The organism is Ruania halotolerans, assembly GCF_021049285.1.
Classification (GTDB): Bacteria; Actinomycetota; Actinomycetes; order Actinomycetales; family Beutenbergiaceae; genus Ruania; species Ruania halotolerans.
Window position 1 is genome coordinate 1152245 of the sequence record NZ_CP088017.1, and the last position, 23458, is coordinate 1175702.

At 67.0% G+C, this 23458-nt stretch carries 16 protein-coding genes; 13 read left to right on the forward strand and 3 right to left on the reverse strand.

Annotated elements, in window-relative coordinates:
- Positions 1-9: 9 nt before the first annotated feature.
- The 4 genes from LQF10_RS05080 to LQF10_RS05095 are packed head-to-tail and all read left to right on the forward strand — an operon-like array spanning position 10 to position 3907.
- Positions 10-2394, forward strand: coding sequence for an AAA family ATPase (locus LQF10_RS05080; protein WP_231066403.1), 2385 nt, complete (start codon positions 10-12; stop codon positions 2392-2394).
- A gap of 46 nt (positions 2395-2440) precedes the next feature.
- Positions 2441-2812: a PH domain-containing protein gene (locus tag LQF10_RS05085; RefSeq protein ID WP_231066404.1), complete on the forward strand. Its 372-nt coding sequence runs from the start codon at positions 2441-2443 to the stop codon at positions 2810-2812.
- 41 nt (positions 2813-2853) lie between these two features.
- Positions 2854-3348 carry a hypothetical protein gene (locus tag LQF10_RS05090; protein WP_231066405.1) on the forward strand — a complete coding sequence of 165 codons (495 nt, stop codon included), beginning with the start codon at positions 2854-2856 and terminating at the stop codon, positions 3346-3348.
- Between the two features lie 19 nt (positions 3349-3367).
- Positions 3368-3907, forward strand: coding sequence for an MmcQ/YjbR family DNA-binding protein (locus LQF10_RS05095; RefSeq protein WP_231066406.1), 540 nt, complete (start codon positions 3368-3370; stop codon positions 3905-3907).
- A 16-nt stretch (positions 3908-3923) separates the two neighbouring features.
- Here LQF10_RS05095 and LQF10_RS05100 read toward each other — a convergent pair whose 3' ends face one another.
- The gene (locus LQF10_RS05100; protein WP_231066407.1) at positions 3924-5177 is read right to left on the reverse strand and encodes an MFS transporter; all 1254 of its coding nucleotides are present in this window, start codon (positions 5175-5177) and stop codon (positions 3924-3926) included.
- 172 nt (positions 5178-5349) lie between these two features.
- Here LQF10_RS05100 and LQF10_RS19460 point away from each other — a divergent pair, with 172 nt between their 5' ends.
- Both LQF10_RS19460 and LQF10_RS05115 read left to right on the forward strand, forming a co-directional pair.
- Positions 5350-6492, forward strand: a complete 1143-nt coding sequence (locus LQF10_RS19460; protein WP_354002625.1) for a methyltransferase domain-containing protein — start codon at positions 5350-5352, stop codon at positions 6490-6492.
- A 90-nt stretch (positions 6493-6582) separates the two neighbouring features.
- A complete protein-coding gene (locus LQF10_RS05115; protein WP_231066408.1) occupies positions 6583-9021 on the forward strand; it encodes a polysaccharide lyase 8 family protein in 2439 nt (812 codons plus the stop codon).
- 116 nt (positions 9022-9137) lie between these two features.
- On the opposite strand, the gene LQF10_RS05120 is transcribed toward LQF10_RS05115, so the two are convergent.
- The gene (locus LQF10_RS05120; protein ID WP_231066409.1) at positions 9138-11360 is read right to left on the reverse strand and encodes an NADP-dependent isocitrate dehydrogenase; all 2223 of its coding nucleotides are present in this window, start codon (positions 11358-11360) and stop codon (positions 9138-9140) included.
- Between the two features lie 599 nt (positions 11361-11959).
- Here LQF10_RS05120 and LQF10_RS05125 point away from each other — a divergent pair.
- The 3 genes from LQF10_RS05125 (at position 11960) to LQF10_RS05135 (ending at position 16610) form a co-directional block, all read left to right on the forward strand.
- Entirely contained in the window at positions 11960-13858 is a 1899-nt protein-coding gene (locus LQF10_RS05125; protein WP_231066410.1) for an ABC transporter family substrate-binding protein, read from the forward strand.
- A 173-nt stretch (positions 13859-14031) separates the two neighbouring features.
- Positions 14032-15564, forward strand: coding sequence for an ABC transporter permease (locus tag LQF10_RS05130; protein WP_231066411.1), 1533 nt, complete (start codon positions 14032-14034; stop codon positions 15562-15564).
- Positions 15561-16610 (forward strand): ABC transporter permease, encoded by a 1050-nt coding sequence (locus LQF10_RS05135; protein WP_231066412.1) that lies wholly within the window; start codon positions 15561-15563, stop codon positions 16608-16610. Before LQF10_RS05130 ends, LQF10_RS05135 begins: the two co-directional genes overlap by 4 nt.
- A 65-nt stretch (positions 16611-16675) precedes the next feature.
- Here LQF10_RS05135 and LQF10_RS05140 read toward each other — a convergent pair whose 3' ends face one another.
- On the reverse strand, positions 16676-17281 hold the full coding sequence (locus LQF10_RS05140; RefSeq protein WP_231066413.1) for a PH domain-containing protein: 606 nt from the start codon (positions 17279-17281) through the stop codon (positions 16676-16678).
- Positions 17282-17358: 77 nt separating this feature from the next.
- Here LQF10_RS05140 and LQF10_RS05145 point away from each other — a divergent pair, with 77 nt between their 5' ends.
- From LQF10_RS05145 to LQF10_RS05160, 4 genes are all read left to right on the forward strand, one after another.
- On the forward strand, positions 17359-19155 hold the full coding sequence (locus LQF10_RS05145; RefSeq protein WP_231066414.1) for an ABC transporter ATP-binding protein: 1797 nt from the start codon (positions 17359-17361) through the stop codon (positions 19153-19155).
- Positions 19156-19387: 232 nt separating this feature from the next.
- Positions 19388-21301 (forward strand): translational GTPase TypA, encoded by a 1914-nt coding sequence (gene typA / locus LQF10_RS05150; RefSeq protein WP_231066415.1) that lies wholly within the window; start codon positions 19388-19390, stop codon positions 21299-21301.
- 101 nt (positions 21302-21402) lie between these two features.
- Positions 21403-22902, forward strand: coding sequence for a PIG-L family deacetylase (locus LQF10_RS05155; RefSeq protein ID WP_231066416.1), 1500 nt, complete (start codon positions 21403-21405; stop codon positions 22900-22902).
- Positions 22889-23377: a flavin reductase family protein gene (locus tag LQF10_RS05160; protein WP_231066417.1), complete on the forward strand. Its 489-nt coding sequence runs from the start codon at positions 22889-22891 to the stop codon at positions 23375-23377. Before LQF10_RS05155 ends, LQF10_RS05160 begins: the two co-directional genes overlap by 14 nt.
- Positions 23378-23458: the final 81 nt, after the last annotated feature.

The window sequence follows — 23458 nt, forward strand, 5'->3', positions numbered from 1 at the left end:
GTGGGTACGGTGAGCACCGTGCCGGCCGATCTTGTCCTCACCGAGGAGTTCACTCACGCTCTCGGGTTGCTCGAGCGAGGCGAGAGCCTGTTTCTCACCGGGAAGGCCGGCACCGGTAAGTCCACTCTGATCCGGCACTTCCTGCGCACCACTGATCGTCGCGCGGTGGTGGCGGCGCCCACCGGGATCGCCGCGCTCAACGTGCAGGGCTACACGATCCACCGGTTGTTCGGATTCACGCCGACCACCAGCCTTGCCGATGTGCGCGGCGGCGCCTACCGGCCGGGCCGGTTCGCGAGCACTCTGGCCCGCGTTGACACCCTCGTGGTGGACGAGGCCTCGATGATCCGCGCCGACACCTTCGACATGCTCGCCGCGGCGCTGACCCGGTTCGGCCCGCGGCCGGGTGAACCATTCGGCGGTGTCCAGCTGGTGCTCGTCGGGGACCTGTACCAGCTCCCGCCGGTAGTCACGGCCGACGAAGCGGACTACTTCGCCACCCGGTACGAGACCCCCTATTTCTTCTCTGCCGATTCGTTCGACGCTGACCGGTTCCCGACCGTGGCCCTGACCACCGTGTTCCGCCAACTCGGCGACGACGAACTCACCGGGACGCTCAACGCCATCCGCGAGGGCGTCCTGGTGGGGCACGCGATGGACGCGCTCAACGCCCGCACGGACGCCGCGTTCGAGCCGCCCGAGGACGAGTTCTGGTTGACGCTGGCCCCGACCAATCGGCTCGTTGCCGCGCGTAACCGGCAGCGACTCGAACGCCTCGAGACGCCCGAACATGTCAGCCACGCCGCCCGGTATGGGGACCTCTCACTGTTGGATCCGCCCGCGGACGAGGTGCTGCGATTCAAGGTCGGCGCCCAGGTGATGATGCTCACGAACGATCCCAGTGATCGCTGGGTGAACGGCACGCTCGGGCGGATCGACGCCATCGAGGCCGAATCCGACGGGTACGCCGTCACGGTGACCTTCAACGATGGCGAGTCGGCGCGCGTACGCGACCACACGTGGGATTCCACCCGCCCGGTGATCGAGCACGGTGCCATGCACCACGAGCTGGTCGGCACCTTCACCCAGCTGCCGTTCCGACTTGCATGGGCGATCACCATCCACAAGAGCCAGGGCCAGACCCTGGACCGGATGGTGGTCGATCTGACCGGTGGCGTGTTCTCCCACGGTCAGGTCTACGTGGCGCTGAGCCGGTGCACCTCGTTGGACGGCCTGGTGTTGCACCGCCCGGTGCTCGCCAAGGATCTGCGCACCGATCGACGGATCACCCGATTCCTCCGCACGGCGAGCGCCGACAGCACCCACGCCCGCTTCTGCGGGATCGGGATCCTCACCGTGGGGGACGAGGGGCGGATGTCGCGCCCGCGTCCGGTGGAGATCGCCGTGGCCTTCGAGGACGGCACGGCGGTGAGCACGTTGGTGAATCCGCAGCGCGATCTGGCGGGTGCTCGTTCGCAGTACGGCATCACGACGGCGGACGTCGCCTTGGCTCCGACGCTCGCGGAGGCGTGGGCGATCCTCGCCCCGCTTCTCGAGGGATGCACTCCGGTCGGCGCCCGGGTCGACGAGACCATGGCGCTCATCGACTTCGAGCTCAAGCGGCTGGGGACGGCGTGCGTTCTTCCGCTCGGCATCACTGTGCCGGCATCAGTGCTCGAGGCAGGGGCAGCGGTGAGCGCGCTGAGCCATGCCCGCCAGGCGCTGCGCTCGTTACGGGCGATGCGGATGACGCCGGGCGGTATGGATGCCTTCGGCGAGCCGACGATGGACCAGAGCGCGTACGCCTACCTGCTCAGTCAGGATGACGTTCCACCACCGGAGGTCCCGCATCTTCCTGCGCTCACGGAACTGCTGCGTGCGAGTGTGCCGATCGGCGCAGCGCTGCTCGGGCGGGAGCCGGAACCGCCCGGCGACAGGGACTCCGGTGTCCTCGGCCCGGTGGCGGCGACCGTGGCCGCGCAAGTGGCGCGCGCCGTCGCACGGGTACCGGTGACCGATGACCTGGTGCGACGGGTCCGGGCCGTCGATGCGGTACTCGGCACGCGGCTCGCCGACGAGCTTGAGGCTCAGTCCATCGCCCGGCCCGATCCGGCGGACGCCCTCGCCGAGGGAGCCCGCGTGTGCTTTACCGGTGAGGTGCTCACGCCGTCGGGGCGCCCACTGGGCCGGGACGAGATGGAGGCACTCGCAATCCGTGGCGGCTTACGCCCGGTGCCCTCAGTGACGAAGACACGGACCGACGTTCTCGTCACGGCGGAGGCTGGCACCCAGTCCGGTAAGGCGCGCAAGGCCCGGGAGTTGGGCAAAGCCGTCATCGACGCCGAGGTGTTCCTCGCCTGGCTGGCCGCGCGCGGGGTCTCGGCCCCGTCATGAGACCAAAGCGGTGACGGCTGTCGGTTCCGACTGGGACACTCCCGTCATGGAAACTTCTCCGATCCTCACGTGGACGCTGCAGAACGAGATCCAGACTCCTGACGACGTTGCGCAGTTGCTGGTTCCCGGCGAGCAGGCAGTTGCGTCCTTCAAGACCTTCCGCGATTCGGCCACGTTCACGACCAAGCGGCTCATTGTCCGTGATGCGCAGGGCATCACTGGAAAGAAGGTTGAGGTGTACTCGTTGCCGTACTCGTCGATCTCGATGTGGTCCTCGGAGAATGCGGGAAGGTTCGATGTCAGCTCCGAGATCGAGCTGTGGACCCGGGCTGGACACATCAAGGTCAAACTCGCCAAGGGAGCGGACGTTCGCCGGCTCGATAGCCTGTTCGCGTGGGCTGCCCTGCATGACCACTGATCCGACCGTTTCTGGGACGTTTCGATATTTGAGAAGGTGTGATGAGCCGACACAGTGACGACGCGCTGGTGGCCGTGCCGCGGATCCTCGTCCTGCGCGTGTTCGCGGTGGTCACCGCGGTCCTGGTGGTCCTAGGCGTCAGCGTGCGGATCTTCACTGCGAGCCACGCCGGTGAACTCGAGTCGGTCAGCATCCTCACGATCCCAGGGAAGTGGCAGCCTACCGACGACGATCCGATGGATATCGCGACCGTGGTCGGCTTCGTCGGGCTCAGCGTCTGTGCAGCAGTTGCTGCCGTCCTCTCGCTCGCACAGTGGGGAGGGCGACTCGGTCGCCGCACTCGGGTGATCGGCCTGACCGTCGGAGTGCTCCTGGCGGTCGGGGGACTGGTGCCGTTGACACTGGTGCTGGTGGCCGCCACGAGGTCGATCACCGGGGAGACTGCCGGTCCAGGGATGCTGTTCTATTACCTTGGCGTGCTCGGCTTCATGCTGCTGATGTCCCGTGTGAGCGATCCGCTCCGCAGGCAGCGCTAAGCCTGCCTACGATCGGAGAATGACGACTGCGGCACAACTGCGCAAGGGTGCGCTCGACCTTCCCGAGACCGAGCAGATCATTCTCAGTGGGATGCCGGCCTTCGCCGTCGCCGGTGCGACGTTCGCCTGGCTGAGCACCGACAAGAAGGCCGCCAACCTACGGATGGCGCCGGACGCCGTCGACCGGGTTCTTTCCGAGCATCCCACCGCCGCGGCGATCACGCGCAGCCAGGAGGTGATCGGGGTACGGCTCCCGCTCGCCGACGTGAACGGCATGGTGCTGAACAACATGGTGGCCCAGGCCTGGCGGCATCGCGCGCCCACGCGGCTGCGCGCTGCGTTCGACGCCGCAATGAGCGGCGAGGAGGTCACCGACCTGCCCGCGATCGGACGGCCCGCCACCCGTGCCCTTGGTGCTGCCGGAATTTCGAGTCTGGGCCAGGTGGCCACCCGCACCGAGGCCGAGCTGAGCGCACTCCACGGCGTGGGCCCACGAGCCGTCCGCATCCTCGGCGAAGCGCTCGCTGAACGCGGGCTCACGTTCGCGCCGGACGAGTAGGAATGGAAGTACGGGTTCAGTCACCTGGCTCGTCGATGGGTCGGATTCTCGCCGCCCGGAACGGGCTGAACCACAGGCCGATGGCGGCCACCGCGAAGAGCACAGCGGCCGCTCCCAGAACCAGGTTCAGGTCCGTCCATTCGGCGAGGGCGCCGGCCAATGGCGCCACGAGCACGATGACGGCCCGGTTCATCGAGCGCATGGTGGTGTTGGTGCGGGCCTGGAGACCATCAGGTGTGATCGCCTGCCGGTAGGCCATCTCGTGGGAGTTGCCCGCGCCCATCGCGAAGCCGTGTAACCCCTGCCCCACGCAGAGCAGTGCGATTCCCGCCCACGCTGGCCCGGCGTACTGCGCGCTGAGCATCGTGAGCATCCCCGCTGCGCTGAGGGAGTGTGCCAGGATCACTGTGCGGCCAGTTCCGAGCCTGCGCCCCAGAGGGAGTGACGCCATGGCTCCGCCCAGCGCCCCCACCCCGGCGACCGCCGTCACCAGTCCGAACCACAGGTAGCTCAGGTTCATCGTGGTGAGCAGGTACACCGCGAGCACGGCACCGAGTGCCGCCTGACCGGCGAACCAGACGTGGGTCCACACCGCCAGATGCCGTAGCGCTCGGGTGCGGTACACCCAGCGCAGACCCTCGCCGATCTCGCGCCGCAGGTGGGTGTGGGTGTTGGTGGCCCGGGCGGGTTCGTCCACACGGGTCAGGGCCACCATGGCCGCCGAGAAGAGGAAGGTGCCGGCGTTGATCAGCACCGCCAACGGCGCGCCGATGAGCCCAAGGAGCGCGCCGCCAGTGGCCGGACCCGCCGTCTCGGCGACGGCGTTCGTTCCGTCGATCCGAGCATGCGCGCCCTGCAGCTGGGCCCGCGGCACCAGCCGCGGAACGAACGACTGCGAGGCGCTGTCGTTCATCAGCGTCGCGGCACCGAAGGAGAAGACGATGGCGAGTAGTACCGGGAGGGAGAGCAGGCCGGCCCACCAGGTCAGTGGGATGAGCACGAGCAGCACGGCGCGCACCAGATCGGTGGCGATCATCACCGGGCGGCGTGCCCGTCGATCGATCAGGGCGCCCAGGAGGAGCCCGAAGAGGAGGTACGGGAGCCAGCGTGCCGCACTCAGGAGGCCGGTGCCTGTAGTTCCGGCCTGGAGATGGGTCACTACCAGTGCCTGCAACGCCAGCAGTGTGATCCACCCGCCGAATCCGGAGACTGCCTCACCGGCCCAGAACCACCGGAACGCCCGTGGCAGCGGTTCGGAGTGCTCACTCATACCCGCAGCGTTCCATAGCCCGGCCCAGGGTCCAGCGGTGCCCTCCAGGCTCTCGATCTGCATTGGTGGGGTGCATAGGCGCCGCAGAATTGCGCACTTGCGACGAGAACGCACTCCACGAGTGCGAAAATTGGCTCGGTGGGTCCGTCGTGGTGGCCGTAACGTCACCGGTATGACCGTCCAACTGCACCGCAGCCCGTCCCTTGCCGAGACCGACTACGCCTACGCTGCCTCTGTTCCCGCCACCGCCCGAGTGGTCCACCTGGCCGGGGCGTGTCCGCTGGATGCCGATGGCGCCACCGTGGCTCCCGGCGACTATGAGGCCCAGGCCCACGCCGTCGTGGCGAATCTGCGCCAGACATTGGCGGATCTGGGCGCGGACCTCACGGACGTCATCTCCCATCGTGTGCTCGTGGCCTCCACGGATCAGGCCGATCTGGTGCGGGTGTGGGACGTCATCCATGCTGCATTCGGTGAGCATGACGTGCCCTCCACGTTGATGGGGGTCACGGTGCTCGGCTATGACGATCAGTTGGTGGAGCTGGAGTCCGTCGCCGTGCTGCCCGAGCAACCGCCGGCAGCGGACGGCGTGTTCGACGATCCGCGCCTGGCTGCCGTGTATGACTCGCTCGACCCGGACCGCTCCGACCTGGACCACTATGTCGCGATCGCGGGCGAGTTGGGCGCACGCTCGGTGCTCGACGTCGGGTGCGGCACGGGCACGTTCGCCACCATGCTCGCTGCGCGCGGACACGAGGTGGTGGGCGTCGACCCGGCCGGCGCGTCGCTTGACGTGGCGCGCACGAAACCGCGCGCCGATGAGGTCCATTGGATTCACGGCGACGCACCTGCTGCCCGGCGCGAGCTTCCGGACCTTCGGGCCGACCTTGCGACGATGACCGCGAACGTGGCGCAGGTCTTCGTCACCGATGACGCCTGGGAGGAGAACCTGCGCGCGATCGCAGCGCTGCTGCGTCCCGGTGGTCACCTCGTCTTCGAGACCCGGGTACCGGAGTACCGGGCCTGGGAGTCCTGGAACTCGCGCGACTCGTTCACGGCGGCCGAGGTGCCCGGGATCGGCCGCGTCGAGTCGTGGCACGAGTTGCTGGATGTGCGTAGTGAGACCGTCTCGTTCCGCAGCCACACACGGTTTCCCGACGGCGTCACGATCCCTGCCGAATCCACGCTGCGGTTCCGTAATCGCGAGCAGGTGACAGCGTCCCTCACCCGGTGCGGGTTCGCCGTCCGGGACGTGCGGGACGCGCCCGACCGGCCGGGCCGCGAGCATGTCTTCCTGGCCGAGCGGATGGGGTGAGCCCGGCTCCGGACGGTGTTTGCCCGAAACGACGTGAAGCCGCTACGGTGCGAGGGAACGATTTTCATCAAGGTAACGGAGCCGCTGAAAATGAATTTCACACCCTCTCGCCGGACCTTCGTCCTCGGCGCTACTGCAGCGATCGCAGCCGCGAGCACGACCGGGATCGCCACCGCCGCCGTCGCGGCCGACCCGTACACCGACCTCATCGATCGGCGCCGGGCGTTCCTCACCGGTGGTGACGTGGCCGCCACTCACCCCGCGCTGCAGGAGAAGCGCGAGACGATCGACGACGACGTCGATGAGCTGGTCGCGACGTTCTACCGCGAGTCCGGACGTACCTATCTCTGGCCCGACCTGCCGGTCAACGCCGCGTCGAACACCGCCGAGGTCGGGAACATGGGGGTGACCGCCAACCGCATCACCACGCTGGCCACCGCGTGGGCCTCCGGCGGAAGCTCCTACTACCAGGACCCCGACCTGCTCACCGACCTGCAGGGAGCGCTGTGGTTCCTCTCTGGCCAGTACCGGGCCGACCGGTGGCGCCCAGGGAACTGGTGGTTCTGGGAGATCGGACTGCCACGCCGGATCGCCGACACACTGATCCTGCTGGGCGACGCGGCACCCGCGGAGGCCTCCGCGCTGCTGATTGAGGCCGTGCGCTTCCACGCCCCGGACCCGAACGTGCGCCGGGACTACTCGTGGCTGAAGGAGACCGGAGCGAACCGGGTGGACAAGGCCCTCTCGTGCATCATGCGTGGGCTGCTCAGCGGCACCGAGAGCGAGGTCGTACTGGGCCGGGATGCGCTCTCCGATGTGGCCGACGGCGGCCGCAACAGCGTGTTCGGCCGGGTCACCTCAGGCGACGGCTTCTACGACGACGGCTCGTTCGTTCAGCACGGCCGGCTGCCGTATTCCGGCACCTACGGCGGTGTGGCGATCACCGGTGTGGCGGAGGTGCTCGCGCTCCTGGCCGGGAGCCAGTGGGCGGTCACCGATCCACAGATGGGAAACCTGCTCGAGTCGATCGACATCACCTTCGCGCCCTTCCAGTGGGACGTGCGCACGATGGACACCACCCGCGGCCGCGCCGTCTCCCGTCAGCACGGCCAGGACTTCCACTCCGGGTTCGCCATCGTCTCGGCGATCATCGTGCTCGCCGATTCCGCGCCGGCCGCGGACGCCGCCCGCTACCGCGCCATGGTGAAAGGGTGGCTCGAGCGGACTGAGGACCAGGACGTTGCCACGAACAGCCAGACCCTGGCGGCCACGGCACGCAGCGTGGCCGTGCTGGAGGACCCGGCGATCGCCGTCGCGCCGCCCAGGACCGGGACCACGAACACGTACCACCAGGAACGGATCGTGCACCACCAGGGGAGCTGGGCGGCCGTTGTGAACACTTCCTCGTCGCGAATCGGCCGTTACGAGTGGGGTAACCGGGAGAACAATCTCGGCTGGTACCAGGGGGACGGGATGATGTTCCTGTACCACCGCGAAGACTCCGCACAGTTCTCGGCCGACTTCTGGCCGACGGTCGACCCGTACGCACTTCCGGGCATCACCGTGACGGGGGAGGAGCGCACCTCAGGGCTCGGCGACGGGACAGGTATCCCACGTGCGCAGAACTCCTATGCCGGTGGACTGACCATTGCGGGCGATCGAGGGACGACCGCGATGAATCTGGAGAACTTCTCCGGCAACCTGCGGGCGAACAAGTCCTGGTTCTATCTTGAGGACCGGATCGTCTGTGTCGGCTCGGCGATCACCGATACCTCGGGTACGGGTGCTCGCACGATTGCGGAGAACCGGTCTTTCCCGGTGGGGGAGATTCCGGCTATCCACGTCGACGGTGAAGGTGCCACTCTTTCCGACGCTCCGTCGCCGGCGACGTCCGTGCACGTGGCCGGTCATGCCGGCGTGGTTGCCCTGGCGCCCGAGGGCGGCGAGATTGTGCCGTTCGCGGTGCGCTCCGAGCGCAGGACCGGCACCTGGAAGACCATCAACGACGGTTCCGACACCGGGGGTTCGGACGACGAGGTCAGCCGCGATTATGTGCGGATCGAGCAGGAGCACAGCGGCAGTGACAGCTCCTACGCCTACCAGATCCTTCCCTTGGCTGATGCCCAGACCACGGCAGCGGAAGCGGCCGAACCAGACGTCGCCGTCGTGCTCGCCGGCTCTTCGGCACATGTGATCGAGGCCTCGGACGGGACCCGGATGGCGCACTTCTTCGCCGAGGGGACCCATGGTGGATACACGGTCAGCGGACCATGCGCCGTCGGGCACCGGCAGACGCCACCCCCGCACAGCCGCGCTAATCCTCGAGCGAAGCGGCAGGTCGAGGTCGTCATCTCCCAGCCCACCAAGACTGGTGGCACGGTCACGGTGACGTTCCCCATCGACGTACCAGACGCCGTGGTCGAGCCGGATGAGTCGGTGACCGTGGTCTCGACGTCGCCGCTCGTGCTTTCGGTCGACGCCGGGCAGCGACGCGGTGGTGAGCACCGGGTGGCCTTCGCCAGTCGATAGCCCGCCCGTAGACGGAAAATCCCTCGTCGACCTGGTCGCAACCGGATCGACGAGGGATTTCTCGTCTATGGCGATCGGCCTGGCGGGCCGTGTGCGGGGCCGCCAGGCCGCCGCGATCAGGCGGTCAGTGCTGCCAGCACCTCGTTGAAGGTGACCGACGGGCGCATCACGGCCGAGGCCTTCGCATCGTCCGGGCGGTAGTAGCCGCCGATGTCCGCGGGCGAGCCCTGGACCGCGAGCAACTCGGCAAGGATGACGTCCTCCTGCTCGGCCAACGCCCCAGCGATCTCGCTGAACGCCTGCGCGAGAACGGCATCCTCAGTCTGGACGCTGAGCTCCTTGGCCCAGTAGAGCGCCAGGTAGAAGTGGCTGCCGCGGTTGTCGAGTTCGCCGCACTTGCGGCTGGGCGACTTGTTCTCGAGGAGGAAGGTGGCCGTCGCCTTGCTGAGTGTGTCGGCGAGGATCTGCGCACGCGCGTTTCCGGTGGTCGTGCCCAGGTGCTGGAAGCTCTCCGCGAGGGCGAGGAACTCACCCAGGCTGTCCCAGCGCAGGTGGTTCTCGGCCACCAGCTGCTGAACGTGCTTGGGAGCGGAGCCGCCGGCCCCGGTCTCGAACAGCCCACCCCCGTTGATCAGCGGCACGACCGAGAGCATCTTGGCGCTGGTGCCCAGCTCCAGGATCGGGAACAGATCGGTCAGGTAGTCCCGCAGCACGTTCCCGGTCACCGAGATGGTGTCCTCGCCGCGCCGGATCCGCTCCAGGGAGAAGCGGGTGGCCTCGACCGGGCTCATGATCTCGATCCGCAGACCGTCTGTTTCATGCTCGCCCAGGTACTCGGTCACCTTCGCGATGAGGTTGCGGTCATGTGCACGCGTCTTGTCCAGCCAGAACACAGCGGGGGTGCCGGTGGCGCGGGCGCGGGTGACGGCGAGCTTGACCCAGTCCCGGATCGGCACGTCCTTGGTCTGGCAGGCGCGCCAGATGTCACCGGGGGAGACCTCGTGGGAGATGAGCACCTCACCGGCGCTGTTGAGCACCTGCACGGTCCCGGCAGTCTCGAGCTGGAACGTCTTGTCGTGGCTGCCGTACTCCTCGGCCTTCTGCGCCATCAGCCCGACGTTCGGCACCGAACCCATCGTGGTCGGGTCGAATGCGCCGTTGGCGCGGCAGTCCTCGATCACGGCCTGGTAGACACCGGCGTATGAGGAGTCCGGGATCACCGCGAGGGTGTCCTGTTCGGCGTCGTCGGCGTTCCACATGTGCCCGGAGGTGCGGATCATCGCAGGCATCGAGGCGTCCACGATCACATCGCTGGGCACGTGCAAGTTCGTGATCCCTTTGTGGGAGTTCACCATCGCCAGCGCAGGCCCCTCAGCCAAGCCCTTCTCGACGGCGGCCCGCACCCCGTCCGCCACGTCCGGCTCGAGCGCGTCGAGCCCCGCGAGGATCGCGCCGAGCCCGTCATTGGGGCTCAGCCCTGCGGCCTCGAGCTGCTCTCCGTAGGTAGCGAAGACCTCTGGGAGGAATGCGCGCACCGCGCGGCCGAAGATGATCGGATCGGAGACCTTCATCATGGTGGCCTTCAGGTGCACGGAGAACAGCACGCCGTCGTCCTTGGCGCGCTGCACCTGGGCGGCGAGGAAGGTATCCAGCGCCTCGGCCCGCATGACGGTGCCGTCCACGATCTCGCCGGCGAGGACCGGCACGGACTCCTTGAGTACGGTCGTCTTGCCGTCGGCGCTCACGTGCTCGATGCGCAGGGTGTCATCAGAGCCGATGACCACGGACTGCTCATTGCTGCGGAAGTCATCGGCATCCATCGTGGCCACGTTGGTCTTCGAGTCGGCCGACCACGCGCCCATGGTGTGCGGGTTCTTCCGGGCGTATTCCTTGACGGCGATCGGGGCGCGGCGGTCGGAGTTGCCTTCGCGCAGCACCGGGTTCACGGCGCTCCCCTTGACCTTGTCGTAGCGGGCGCGGGCGTCCTTCTCATCGTCTGTCGCCGGCTCGTCCGGGTAATGGGGCAGATCGAAGCCCTGCTCCTGCAGCTCGGCGATCGCGGCCTTGAGCTGGGGCACCGAGGCACTGATATTCGGCAGCTTGATGATGTTTGCCTCGGGTGTCTTGGCGAGCTCACCGAGCTCAGCGAGCGCGTCACCCATGCGCTGGTCTGCGGGGAGCACGTCACCGAATGCCGCGATGATCCTTCCCGAGAGGGAGATGTCCCTGGTCTCCACCTCAACTCCGGCAGTGGCGGCGTACGCCTCGATGACCGGTTTGAACGAGTACGTCGCCAGAAGTGGGGCCTCGTCGGTGTGGGTGTAGATGATGGTCGACATGCGCAGTGAAGTCCCGTCGTCTCGGGTGTGTGTTCTGATTGCTCGACATCAAGATATCGCCTCAACGCAGATCTGTGCTGAGGAGGCTCACGCCGAGCGAGATGTCGGCTCCCAGGCGGGAGGCCAGGTGGAGGCGCGTCGGTCAGCTGCGGCGATTTCCTAACGGGTGTGGTAAAAGGCCCGAGTGCGGCGCGCTGCATGATTCCCGACGGAGTGAAATCTCCATTCGAGGCGAGCTGGCGTGCTATTTGTCTCGCCTGTCAGAACGACGGCCCACATAGTGAGATGCATGTTGCCTGGATGCTCTGACCTGCGGCGACGTCAGCGCAGGGTGTGGAGCGGAATCCAGGGATTGCGCCATCGCCGGTACGGACGAACGTGAGGGCGCTTTCTAATGTGCGGGCTGATTGGCCGCTATAGACATGCACATGTCGGTTAGGTAACGATGCGGATACAAGATTGTTAGTTGGGGGCCGCAGCGCTTCGGTGCGTGTGTACAGTTCCCGTGTCCATGGCGGATGCTCAGGTCGTCCGACCCACGAGGTCGATCCGGACTTCGTTCCGGGGGGACCGGCTCCACGCCATCCAAAGGAGGAACAGTGAAGATCAGGCGAATCACCGCCGTCGCTGCCACGATGGCAGCAGGAGCGCTCGTACTGAGCGCGTGCGAAACACCGGAGACAGATGGGGGATCTGCTGGTATCGATGAGGGCACTGCCCTCAACATCGGCTGGAACCAGTCGTTCTACGAGTACAACGATGACAGCGCCACGGGTAATGCCACGGCGAATGCCATGGTGTTGTACCTGATGAAGTCCGACTTCAACTACTACGACGAGGACCTCAATCTCGTCCAGGACACCTCGTTCGGGAGCTACGAGAAGACCAGCGATGACCCGCTGACGGTCGAGTACACGTTCAATGACGACGCGGCTTGGTCGGACGGCACCCCGGTGGACGCAGCGGACCTGGTCCTGTACTGGGCGGCGCTCAGCGGGAACTTCAACACCGAGGAGTTCGCCAGCGACGATGAGGGCGTGACCGTCTACCCCGAGGATCACGAAGAAGCCGGCGAACCGGTGCCCGAGGATGTGCTGAACAACCAGGTCTTCTTCAACTTCACCAGCCCCAACGTGGGCCTGATCGATGACATGGCGGTCTCCGAGGACCACAAGCAGGTCACGGTCACCTACGCCGAGCCGTTCGTGGACTGGGAAGTCAACCTCGGCGTGGGCGTTCCCGCGCACGTGGTGGCCCAGAACGCCCTCGATATCGAGGACCCGACGGAGGCCAAGCAGGCCCTCCTCGACGCTGTCGCGAACGAGGACGCAGCCGCTCTCGCCCCCATCTCCAACTTCTGGAACACCGGGTTCCAGTTCGGGGACACCCTCCCCGAGGATGAGTCGCTCTACCTCTCCAGCGGCGCGTACCTGATGACGGACTTCCGCCGCGATCAGTCCGTGACGCTCGAGGCCAACCCGGACTACACCGGTGACCACCAGGCCAGCATCGAGACCATCACGATCCGGTACAACGAGGACCCGATGGCGTCGGTGCAGGCGCTTCAGAACGGTGAGATCGACCTGATCCAGCCGCAGGCGAGTGCGGACACCCTGCAGGCACTGGAAGCCCTGGGTGACGAATTCGCGGTCATCACCGGTGACGGAGCCACCTATGAGCACGTGGACCTCGCGTTCGCCAACGGTGGACCCTTCGATCCGGCGACCTACGACGGTGACGAGGACACGGCGCTGGCCGTGCGCCAGGCGTTCCTGAAGTTGATCCCCCGGCAGGACATCGTGGACCGCATCATCAGCCCGTTGAACCCGGAAGCCTCGGTGCGTAGTGCCTACACCGCGATCCCCGGCGCTCCGAACTACGGCCCGATCACCGAGGTCAACGGGATGGACGAGATGTTCCCGCTCGAACTCGACCGCGAGGGCGCCGCGCAGCTCCTCGATGATGCCGGAGTGGAAACCCCGATCGAGGTGCGCTTGCTCACCGCTGCGGACAACACCCGTAGGCAGGACCAGCTCGCATTGATCACCGAATCGGTGGAGGCGGACGGTCTGTTCGAGATCGTCGATGCCTCCAGCGCCGAGTGGGGCTCGCTCCTGGCCGACCCGAGTGGCTACGACGCCTCCATGTTCGGATGGCAGTCCACCTCCACGGCCGTGGCCGAGTCGCGGGCGAACTTCGAGACCGGTGGGGGGAACAACTTCGGTGCGTTCTCCGATCCGCGGGTGGACGAGTTGTACACCGAGTTGGTTGTCACCACGGATCCGGACCGTCAGGCCGAGATTCTCGGTGAGGTGGAGGCGATCCTGGTGGAGAGCGCCTTTGGCGTCACGATCTACCAGCACCCCGCCATCACCGGGTACAACGCCGAACTCCAGAACGTGAGCTCCATTCAGGTGAGCCCCACCATGTTCTGGAACTTCTGGGAGTGGGAGACCACCCTCACGGGTGATGAGGCAGCGGAGGACGGCGACTCCTGATCGTCAGGATCCGCTGAACCGTGCGTGTTCGTGGGGGTGCCGGCCAACACCGGTTGGGCACCCCCACGAACATTGGCACGCCACCGCTTCGCCCCACCTTGAGCGTTCGCGCCGGGGTCAACGTAGACTCCCCGACACGGCCGCTCGAGCCGCCCATCCGAGGGACCTGACACATGCTGACTTTTATCGTGCGCCGCACGCTGATCGGCCTCGGCATCCTGCTGATCTCATCGCTGATCATGTACGTGCTCGTCGACTTCACGATCGACCCGCTCGAGAACTTGAGACAGAGCACCGCTCCGAATAAGGAGATGCAGATCGAGCAGCGGATCGACCTGCTGCAGCTCGATGAACCTGTACTCCTGCGCTACGTCTGGTGGCTCGGGGCCTTCGTGACCGGTGATCTAGGCACGGCCTGGACCACGAACCGCGAGGTGATCGACATCCTCGGGGGCGCCATCGTCTCCACCATCCAGCTCGTGACGGCGTCCACCGTGCTGGCGATCTTCCTCGGCATCGCCGTGGGGATCGTCTCCGCGCTGCGGCAGTACACCACGTTCGATTACCTGATCACCTTCATCTCGTTCCTGATGTACTCGTTGCCGTCCTTCTGGATAGCCGTGCTACTCAAACAGTGGGGGGCGATCGGGTTCAACGACTTCCTTCGCGATCCGGTAGTCGCGATCCCAGTGATACTCGGGATAGCGGTGGTCATGGGGTTCTTGTGGTCGCTCGCCTTCGGCGGGGACGCCAGGCGCCGGTTGATCACCGGCGGATCGGCGGCGGGGGTCACGATCGCGGTGCTGCTCTACATTCAGCTCTCCGGTTGGTGGCTCGAGCCGAACATCGGTCCGGTGCTGTTGATCATCAGTTCACTGGCTATCGCGTTCACGGTCACCACCCTCTCGACCGGGCTGAAGAACCGGCGCTCGCTCTACACCGCACTCACCGTGGCGGCGCTCGGTATCGCTCTGTGGTATCCGATGCAGTTCGCCTTCTACTACCTCACCCCGATGATGAACTGGGCGATCGTGATCGGGCTGGGCGTGCTCGCGGCGATCGTGGGCGGCGTCGTCGGGGCGCTCTACCGGGGCCCGGACTGGCGCCAGTCGGTGCGCACGGGTGCACTCACCGCGGTCCCGGTGGCGGCCCTGATCTTCATCGATCGGGTGATGCAGGTGTGGCCGGCCTACTCGAATGCAAACGCCATCGACGGGCGCCCGATCCCCACCTTCGGTGACCGCACCCCGAACCTCGGCGGCGACTTCTGGGTGGTCACGCTGGACCAATACACCCACCTGCTGCTGCCGACCATCTCACTGATGTTGCTCTCGTTCGCCGGATACACGCGTTACGCGCGCGGCAGCATGCTCGAAGTGATGAACCAGGATTACATCCGCACCGCGCGCGCCAAGGGGCTCACGGAACGGACCGTCGTGATGCGGCATGGGTTCCGCAACTCACTCATCCCGATGGCCACCATCGTTCCGATCGACATCATCACCCTGATCGGCGGGGCCATCATCACCGAGAACATCTTCGCTCGACCCGGTATGGGGCAGATGTTCATCCGGCACTTGGATGAGAACGATATCGAGCCAGTGATGGCCTATCTCCTGATCGTCGCCTTCCTTGCGATTGTCGCGAACATCGTGGCGGACCTGATCTATGCCGTCCTCGACCCACGGATCCGGGTGAACGCATGACCTCTCAACCAGACTCCGGCATGGAGCAGACCGAGAACGCGATCGAGATGCGCGCCGTCGAGGGCAAGTCTCAGGGCAAGATCGTCCGCGAGCGCTTCTTGCGCCACCGCGGGGCGATCATCGGCCTTGCGGTGCTGCTGTTCATCGCCGTGCTCGCCCTCACTTCTATCGGGTTCCCCGTCTTCGGTTGGTATCTCGGTGGATGGTGGAAGTGGAATGCCGTGGAGACGATGTCGGTGGTCAATCCCGGTGGCGCACCGACGTTGACCATGCCGTGGAGCGATGAGGGTTTCGCCATCGGGGACCACCCGTTCGGTCAGGACACCATCGGCCGGGACATCTTCGCGCGCACGATGCGTGGCGTGCAGACGTCTCTGGTGGTGATGGTGGTCGTCGGCGGAGTGGCCACTCTGGTCGGTGTACTGGTGGGGGCCCTGTCCGGGTTCTTCCGCGGGTTCACCGACACGTTCCTGATGCGGATCACCGATCTGTTCATCACCATGCCCCTGCTCGTGATCGGCGCGGTGCTCGGCAAGTTGGTCGGCAGCGCCGATCCGCTCCCGCTGGCCCTCGCTCTCGGGTTCATCTCGTGGACCACTCTCGCGCGTCTCGTCCGTGGTGATTTCCTCTCGCTCCGGGAGCGTGAGTTCGTTGACGCCGCGCGGGTAGCCGGTGCGAGCAACTCGCGGATCATTTTCAAGCACATCCTGCCCAATGCCATGGGCGTGATCATCGTGACCGTCACGCTCCTGATGAGCGCGGCCATCCTGCTGGAGACGGCTCTGAGCTATCTCGGCTTCGGCATCAGTTCGCCCAACGTCTCTCTCGGCACGATGATCAGCGAATATCAGAGTGCGTTCGGCACTAGGCCGTGGCTGTTCTGGTGGCCGGGTCTGTTCATCATCGCGATCGCGCTGTGCATCAACTTCATCGGAGATGGCCTTCGTGACGCGTTCGACCCGCGGCAGAAGCAACTGCCGTCGGCACGCAAGATGGCGCGGGCCACGCGCCGCGAGCACCAGAGCTCTCCGGCGGCGACGCACTAGTGGCCGGCACAAGGCAGCCGACGATCTCGGACGGGCAGAGCACGCGCTCAGTCCGGCTGCGTGCCTTAGCCGACCCAGGAGGCGGTAGTCAGCACCGCTGTGATGCCGAGCGCCACGATGACCGGCACGTGCCAGGTCGTCGCGACGGGAAGTGTTCCGCGGCGGACGCCCCTCAGGTGCCCGGCACTCGTCAGACGATCGTGGCGCTCGCCGATGGCGAGAGCCGCGGCCTCAGCGGTGCCGTGACCGGACAGGCGGTGGTCCTCGCCCGGGGACTGCGATTCTGCGCGGATCTGCCGGCTGCGGCGCGGAGCTGCCAGACGAGCCCCCGTACCGCTTCCAGCCGGGACGCCCCACGCACTGACAGTCCTGCCCCCGGCATGAACCTGCAACGACCAGCGGGCCTCGGCGCCGGTGTATTCCGGCCAGGGCACATGGACCGTGCGCAGCACGTTCATCACGGTGACCCCACCGTCGGAGACTTCCGCGCCTGGACCCCAGAACAAGGCCCACATCACCACGATCACGAGGGCCGCCGTCGGGCCGGAACGCCACAGTTCGACGACACCGCCGACCGAGACGAAGTACGTCAGAGCCGCCACACACACCACGGCCACGGCCACGGCAAGTGGGCGTGCGACGCGGGATCGGAACGTCAACGTTTCACCCATGAACCCATGCTCTCACCAGCAGCGAGCCACGCCGATTGCGCAAGCGCCGGCGTCGTAGGAAGGAACGGTGATCGCGCGTGACCACGCAGACTGCCACGCCGGAGTCCGCCCGCACCGGCGAGCCGATCATCAGCGTGCGAGACCTCAGCATCGACTTCTTCGTCGAGGGTGAGTGGTTTCCCGCTGCCACCAACGTCTCCTACGACGTGCATCCCGGTGAGGTGCTCGCGATCGTGGGTGAATCCGGTTCGGGGAAGTCACAGTCCTCGATGTCGCTCCTTGGTCTGTTACCTCCGAACGGGCGCGCCACCGGGAGCGCCAAGCTGGGGGAGACCGAACTGATCGGCCTCACCGGCGCCCCGATGCGCAAGATCCGTGGCAATGACGTGGCGGTGATCTTCCAGGAGCCGATGACGGCGCTCAACCCGGTGTACCCGGTGGGCTTTCAGATCGTGGAGACCCTGCGCACGCACTTCGATATGGGCCCCTCGGCGGCGAAGGAGCGCGCCATCGAGCTGCTCACGATGGTGGAGATGCCCAATCCCGCCACCCGCTATCACTCCTACCCGCACCAGCTCTCCGGTGGGCAGCGCCAGCGCGCGATGATCGCGCAGTCGTTGGCCTGCGAACCGAAGTTGCTGATCGCCGACGAGCCCACCACCGCCCTGGACGTGACCGTTCAGGCGGAGATCCTCAAGCTCATGCGTGACCTGCGCAACCGGATCAACGCGGGAATCATCCTCATCACCCACGATATGGGCGTGGTGGCGGATATGGCCGACAAGATCGTGGTGATGCGCCGCGGTGAGGTGGTCGAGCACGGCACGGCCGAGGAGATTTTCACCCGCCCGCAGCACGAGTACACCCGTGAACTGCTCACCTCGGTTCCGCACCTGGGCGGCACCAGCACCCGAGCCGGCGGCGCGCGAGTTCCCACGCAGCAACAACCTGGCGCGGCAGCAGCACCCTCGATCTCCGGCGAACCGGTGCTGGTGGCCGAGAACATGGAGATCGAGTACCCCGGGCGAGGGCGCACTCCGGCATTCAAAGCCGTCGACCAGGTGAGTCTGACCATCGGCGCCGGCGAGGTGGTGGGGCTGGTCGGTGAGTCCGGCTCCGGTAAGACCACGATCGGTCGCGCAGTGGTGGGGTTGCTCCCAGTCACCGGTGGCAGCCTGCGTATTGACGGTCGCGACATGGTCGGCATCGACCCGAAGGAACTGCGTGCTCTGCGCAAGCGGGTTGGCATCGTCTTCCAGGATCCGGGGTCCTCGCTGAACCCGCGGTTGCCGATCGGCGAATCGATCGGCGAGCCGCTCTACCTGCACACCGGCATCAAGGGCGCCGAGCTCACGAAGAAGATCGACGTGCTCCTGGACCAGGTGGAGCTGCCGCGCTCGATGCGCAACCGCTACCCACACGAGCTCTCCGGCGGACAGCGCCAGCGCGTGGGCATCGCTCGTGCGCTGAGCCTGGAACCGAGCATCTTGGTGGCGGATGAGCCCACCTCGGCGCTGGACGTCTCGGTGCAGGCGCACGTGCTGGAGCTGTTCTCCGAACTGCAACGTGAACACGGATTCGCCTGCCTGTTCATCAGCCACGACCTTGCCGTGGTGGAGATGCTCGCCACCCGGATCGCGGTGATGCACCACGGAAAGCTGGCCGAGGTGGGACCCACCGAGCAGATCGTGCAGAACCCGCAGGACCCGTACACGCAGCGGCTCATCGCAGCGGTGCCGGTCCCCGATCCCGCCGAGCAGAAGATCCGGCGGGAGCGCCGGGACGCACTGCTCGCGGAGGCAGCCGCCGAGCTCGCCGCCGAGGAGCAGTACGAGGTGGAGCACCGGCGGGACCCGCGCTCGGGCCTGGGTTAGCTCGCCTTCGCTCGCAGGCCCGGGGCGCCAGGCGCGGCGGCCCACAGGTGGGGTGTCCCCAGGGCGCAGTCACGGCGGCGCGCGGTGGTGACGGCCGTTACTCGCCCTGCCCTGGGGCGATTCGCCCGCGGCCAGTAGACTAAACCCGAAGCGCCCCGGCCGAGCGCGCGCGAAACCGCGCGATCACCCACCCGCGATCTGGCGCTGACCCACCGACAGAGAAGATCTTCGAATGAGTGTGCCCACCCTTGCGCAGCGCAGTGACCTGCGCAATGTGGCGATCGTCGCCCACGTCGACCACGGCAAGACCACCCTGGTGGACGCCATGCTGTGGCAGTCCGGTGCCTTCGGCGCCCACGATCACGTGGACGAACGGGCGATGGACTCCGGCGATCTGGAGCGCGAGAAGGGGATCACCATCCTCGCGAAGAACACGGCGGTGGCCTACTCCGGCCCCTCAGCCGTGGCCGCTGGGCACAAGCAGGTCATCATCAACGTGATCGACACCCCCGGGCACGCCGACTTCGGTGGCGAGGTGGAGCGCGGCCTGTCGATGGTGGACGGTGTGGTGCTGCTCGTGGACTCCTCCGAGGGTCCGCTGCCGCAAACCCGGTTCGTGCTCCGCAAGGCACTGGCCGCACACCTGCCGGTCATTCTCGTGGTGAACAAGGTGGACCGGCCCGACTCCCGCATCTCCGAAGTGGTCTCGGAGTCGCAGGACCTGCTGCTCTCCCTCGCCTCGGACATGTCCGACGACGTCCCCGACCTGGACCTGGACGCCGTGCTGGACGTGCCGGTGGTCTACGCCTCCGCGAAGGCCGGCCGCGCCTCGACCAACCAGCCGGCCGACGGCGAGTTGCCCGACTCCGAGGATCTCGAGCCGCTGTTCGCGACGATCCTCGAGAAGATCCCGGCTCCCAGCTACGACGAGAACGCGCCGCTGCAGGCGCATGTGACGAACCTGGATGCCTCCCCGTTCCTGGGCCGGCTGGCGTTGCTGCGCGTGCGCGGCGGCACCATTCGTAAGGGCCAGACGGTGGCCTGGGCCCGCCGGGACGGCACCATGAAGAACGTCCGTATTAGCGAGCTGCTGCGCACCCAGGCCCTCGATCGGGTCCCGGCCGAGTCCGCGAGCGCCGGTGACATCGTGGCCGTGGCCGGGATCGAGGACATCACGATCGGGGAGACCCTCACCGACCCGGACAACCCGCAGCCGTTGCCGTTGATCACCGTGGATGACCCGGCGATCTCGATGACCATCGGGATCAACACCTCCCCGCTGGCTGGGCGGGTCAAGGGTGCGAAGGTGACGGCCCGCCAGGTCAAGGACCGGCTGGACCGTGAGCTGATCGGCAACGTCTCCCTCAAGGTGCTGCCCACTGAGCGTCCGGACGCCTGGGAAGTGCAGGGGCGCGGCGAGCTGGCGCTGGCCATCCTGGTGGAGCAGATGCGCCGCGAAGGCTTCGAGCTGACCGTGGGCAAGCCGCAGGTGGTGACCAAGGAGGTTGACGGCAAGCTGCACGAGCCGATGGAGCGGCTGACCATCGATGTGCCCGAGGAGTACCTGGGAGCCGTGACCCAGTTGCTCGCCTCGCGCAAGGGCCGGATGGAAACGATGACCAACCACGGCACCGGCTGGGTCCGGATGGAGTTCGTGGTGCCCGCCCGCGGTCTGATCGGTTTCCGTACCCGCTTCCTCACCGACACCCGCGGCACGGGGATCGCCCACTCGATCTCCGAAGGGTACGAGCCGTGGGCCGGAGCCATCGAGTTCCGCACGTCCGGTTCTCTGGTGGCCGACCGCGCCGGCGCTGCCACTCCGTTCGCGATGTTGAACCTGCAGGAACGCGGGAACTTCTTCATTCAACCCACCTCCGAGGTGTACGAGGGCATGATCGTCGGGGAGAACTCCCGGGGAGACGACATGGACGTCAACATCACCAAGGAGAAGAAGCTCAACAACATCCGCTCCGCCACCTCCGAATCGTTCGAGAACCTCACACCGCCGCGCACCCTCACCCTCGAGGAGTCCCTGGAGTTCGCCCGGGAGGACGAGTGCGTGGAGGTCACGCCGGAGTCAGTGCGGATCCGCAAGGTGATCCTGGACCAGAACGATCGTTCCAAGGCCGCCCGCCGCAAGGACTGAGACCCAGGGGCTACGCCGAACGCAAAGTTCTACGGCGTTCCGGCGACAGGCGCCGCAGAACTTTGCGTTCGGCGCGGGCCCGGGTGGGAGAGGATGGATGGGTGAGCACTACCCAGCCCGTATCTGACCACGAGAGCGAGTCTGCGTCGTCGGACGTGCTTCGTGTGCTCGGTGCCTTTGCACACCCCGATGATGAGACGCTCGTGGCCGGTGGCCTGCTCGCGTGGCTCGCCCGCAGTGCCGAGGTGCACGTGGTGACCGCGACCCGAGGGGAACGTGGCGAGGTGATCCCGGGAGACATTGCACATCTGGAAGGTGACGGTCCCGGGCTGGCGGCGGTGCGCGAGGCCGAGCTCACCGAAGCGCTCGAGGCCCTGGGCGTGGCAACGCACCACTTCCTGGACTCTCTACCAGGCCCTGCCGGCAGGAGACCGCAGCGGTATGTGGACTCCGGGATGCAGTGGGATGGTGACTCGCGAGTGCGTGCCGTGCCCGATCCGGCAGCGGGGCGCGACGCTTTCTCCCGTGCGGACGCCGAGACGGCTGCGCAGGTCCTCGCCGCACATCTGCGTACGGTACGCCCGCACCTGGTGCTCATCGATGAACCGGACGGCGGATACGGGCACCCTGATCATGTGCGGATGCACCAGGTCACCATGCGTGCCGCGGAATTGGCCGCCAATGATCGAGCACCGATGCCCGTTGCGCAGAGCCCGAACGCTGACGAGGCGCCGTGGACCGTGCCGGTGGTGGCCTGGGTGGTCCGCCCCGAATCAGCGGTGCGGGCCGCGGAGCGCTGGCTCGCCGACGCGCCCGAGCGGCCGCGTCTGACCACCTTGGGTCGCTCGTTGAGCGTGCCCGAGCCCGACGGTGACCTGGCCAGCATCGTCAAACCCGACGGCGCGGTCGACCTGGTGGTCGATACGACGGCTGTGTCCGATCGCGTGGTGGGTGCCCTGCGTGCGCACCGCAGCCAGGTGCAGGACGCCACGCTGCTCACCGAAGTGTCAGCGCCCGACGGCGCAGGTCGGGCTGCGGAGCGGGGCGGCGCCGTGGGGTGGTTCGCCCTGAGCAACGAGGTGCTCCAGCCTCTGCACGCTCGCATCGGTCTGCGTGTGGCGCCCGGGTGGGGGAGTCCCGCTGCGTTGCGTGGTGCTCTCGCTGCGGCTGAGGCACACGAGGCGATCGAGTCAGGTGCCGTGAGCGCGGGCGCGGCTGACGGTTCGGACCCACGCCCGGATCCGGGTGACCCGCCCGGCTGGTACCTGGGGCTCATGCGCGCCTTCACCGCTCTGATGGGCGTGGTGGTGACGGCGGCCGGAACCGCCTTCCACCGTTGGGAACCGCCCTTCGGGCTACTCATCGCCCTCGTCGTGGTGATCTCTTCGGGTGTGCTTGCCCGCAGTTTCGCTGATCGACTCGGCGTGCTCGTGCACGGGGCAGCGGTGGCAGCGACCGCGCTTGCGATTGCCTACCTGCGACCAGGTGGGGACGTGATCGTCACTGACGAGCCGATCGGCACAGTCTGGTTGGTGGGCGTACTGGTGGCTGCGGCCGCTCCGATGGTGGCCCCGGGGAGCTGGTTCCGTGACGGACGCTGACCCTGAACAGTTTCGGACGACGATGGCGCACCTCGCCGCCGGCGTGAGCGTGGTGACCATCCGGGACCGCCACGATCTTGCCTTCACGGCCAACTCGGTGGTCTCGGTCTCGCTGGAGCCCCCGACGGTGCTGTTCTGCGTGCATGAGGACTCCCGCATCAGGGAGGCGTTGGAGACCGCCTCCCGGTGGGCGGTGAGCATCATGGGAGCAGATGGTCTCGGCGCTGCGGATTGGCTCGCGAGCCCGGGCCGGCCGACGCGCGGGCAACTCGATCGGGTGCCGCACCGGCGCGGTGCGCACAGTGGGGCCGCGATCCTCGATGCAGCGAGCGCCTGGGTGGAGTGTGAGACGGACTGGATTCGTACAGCCGGATCTCACGCCGTGGTGGTGGGGCGGGTGCTGGAGTCGGGGACACACCCGCGGCACGCCGGTGCGATCGTGCACCGGCTTGGCCGGATGGTCGCGCTGCCGTGAACGTGATGCGATCGTGACACCGGATGTGCCCCCTCGCGCGCTGAAGGGTGCGGTGGTGGTGGATAGAATGCCCCGGGGTCA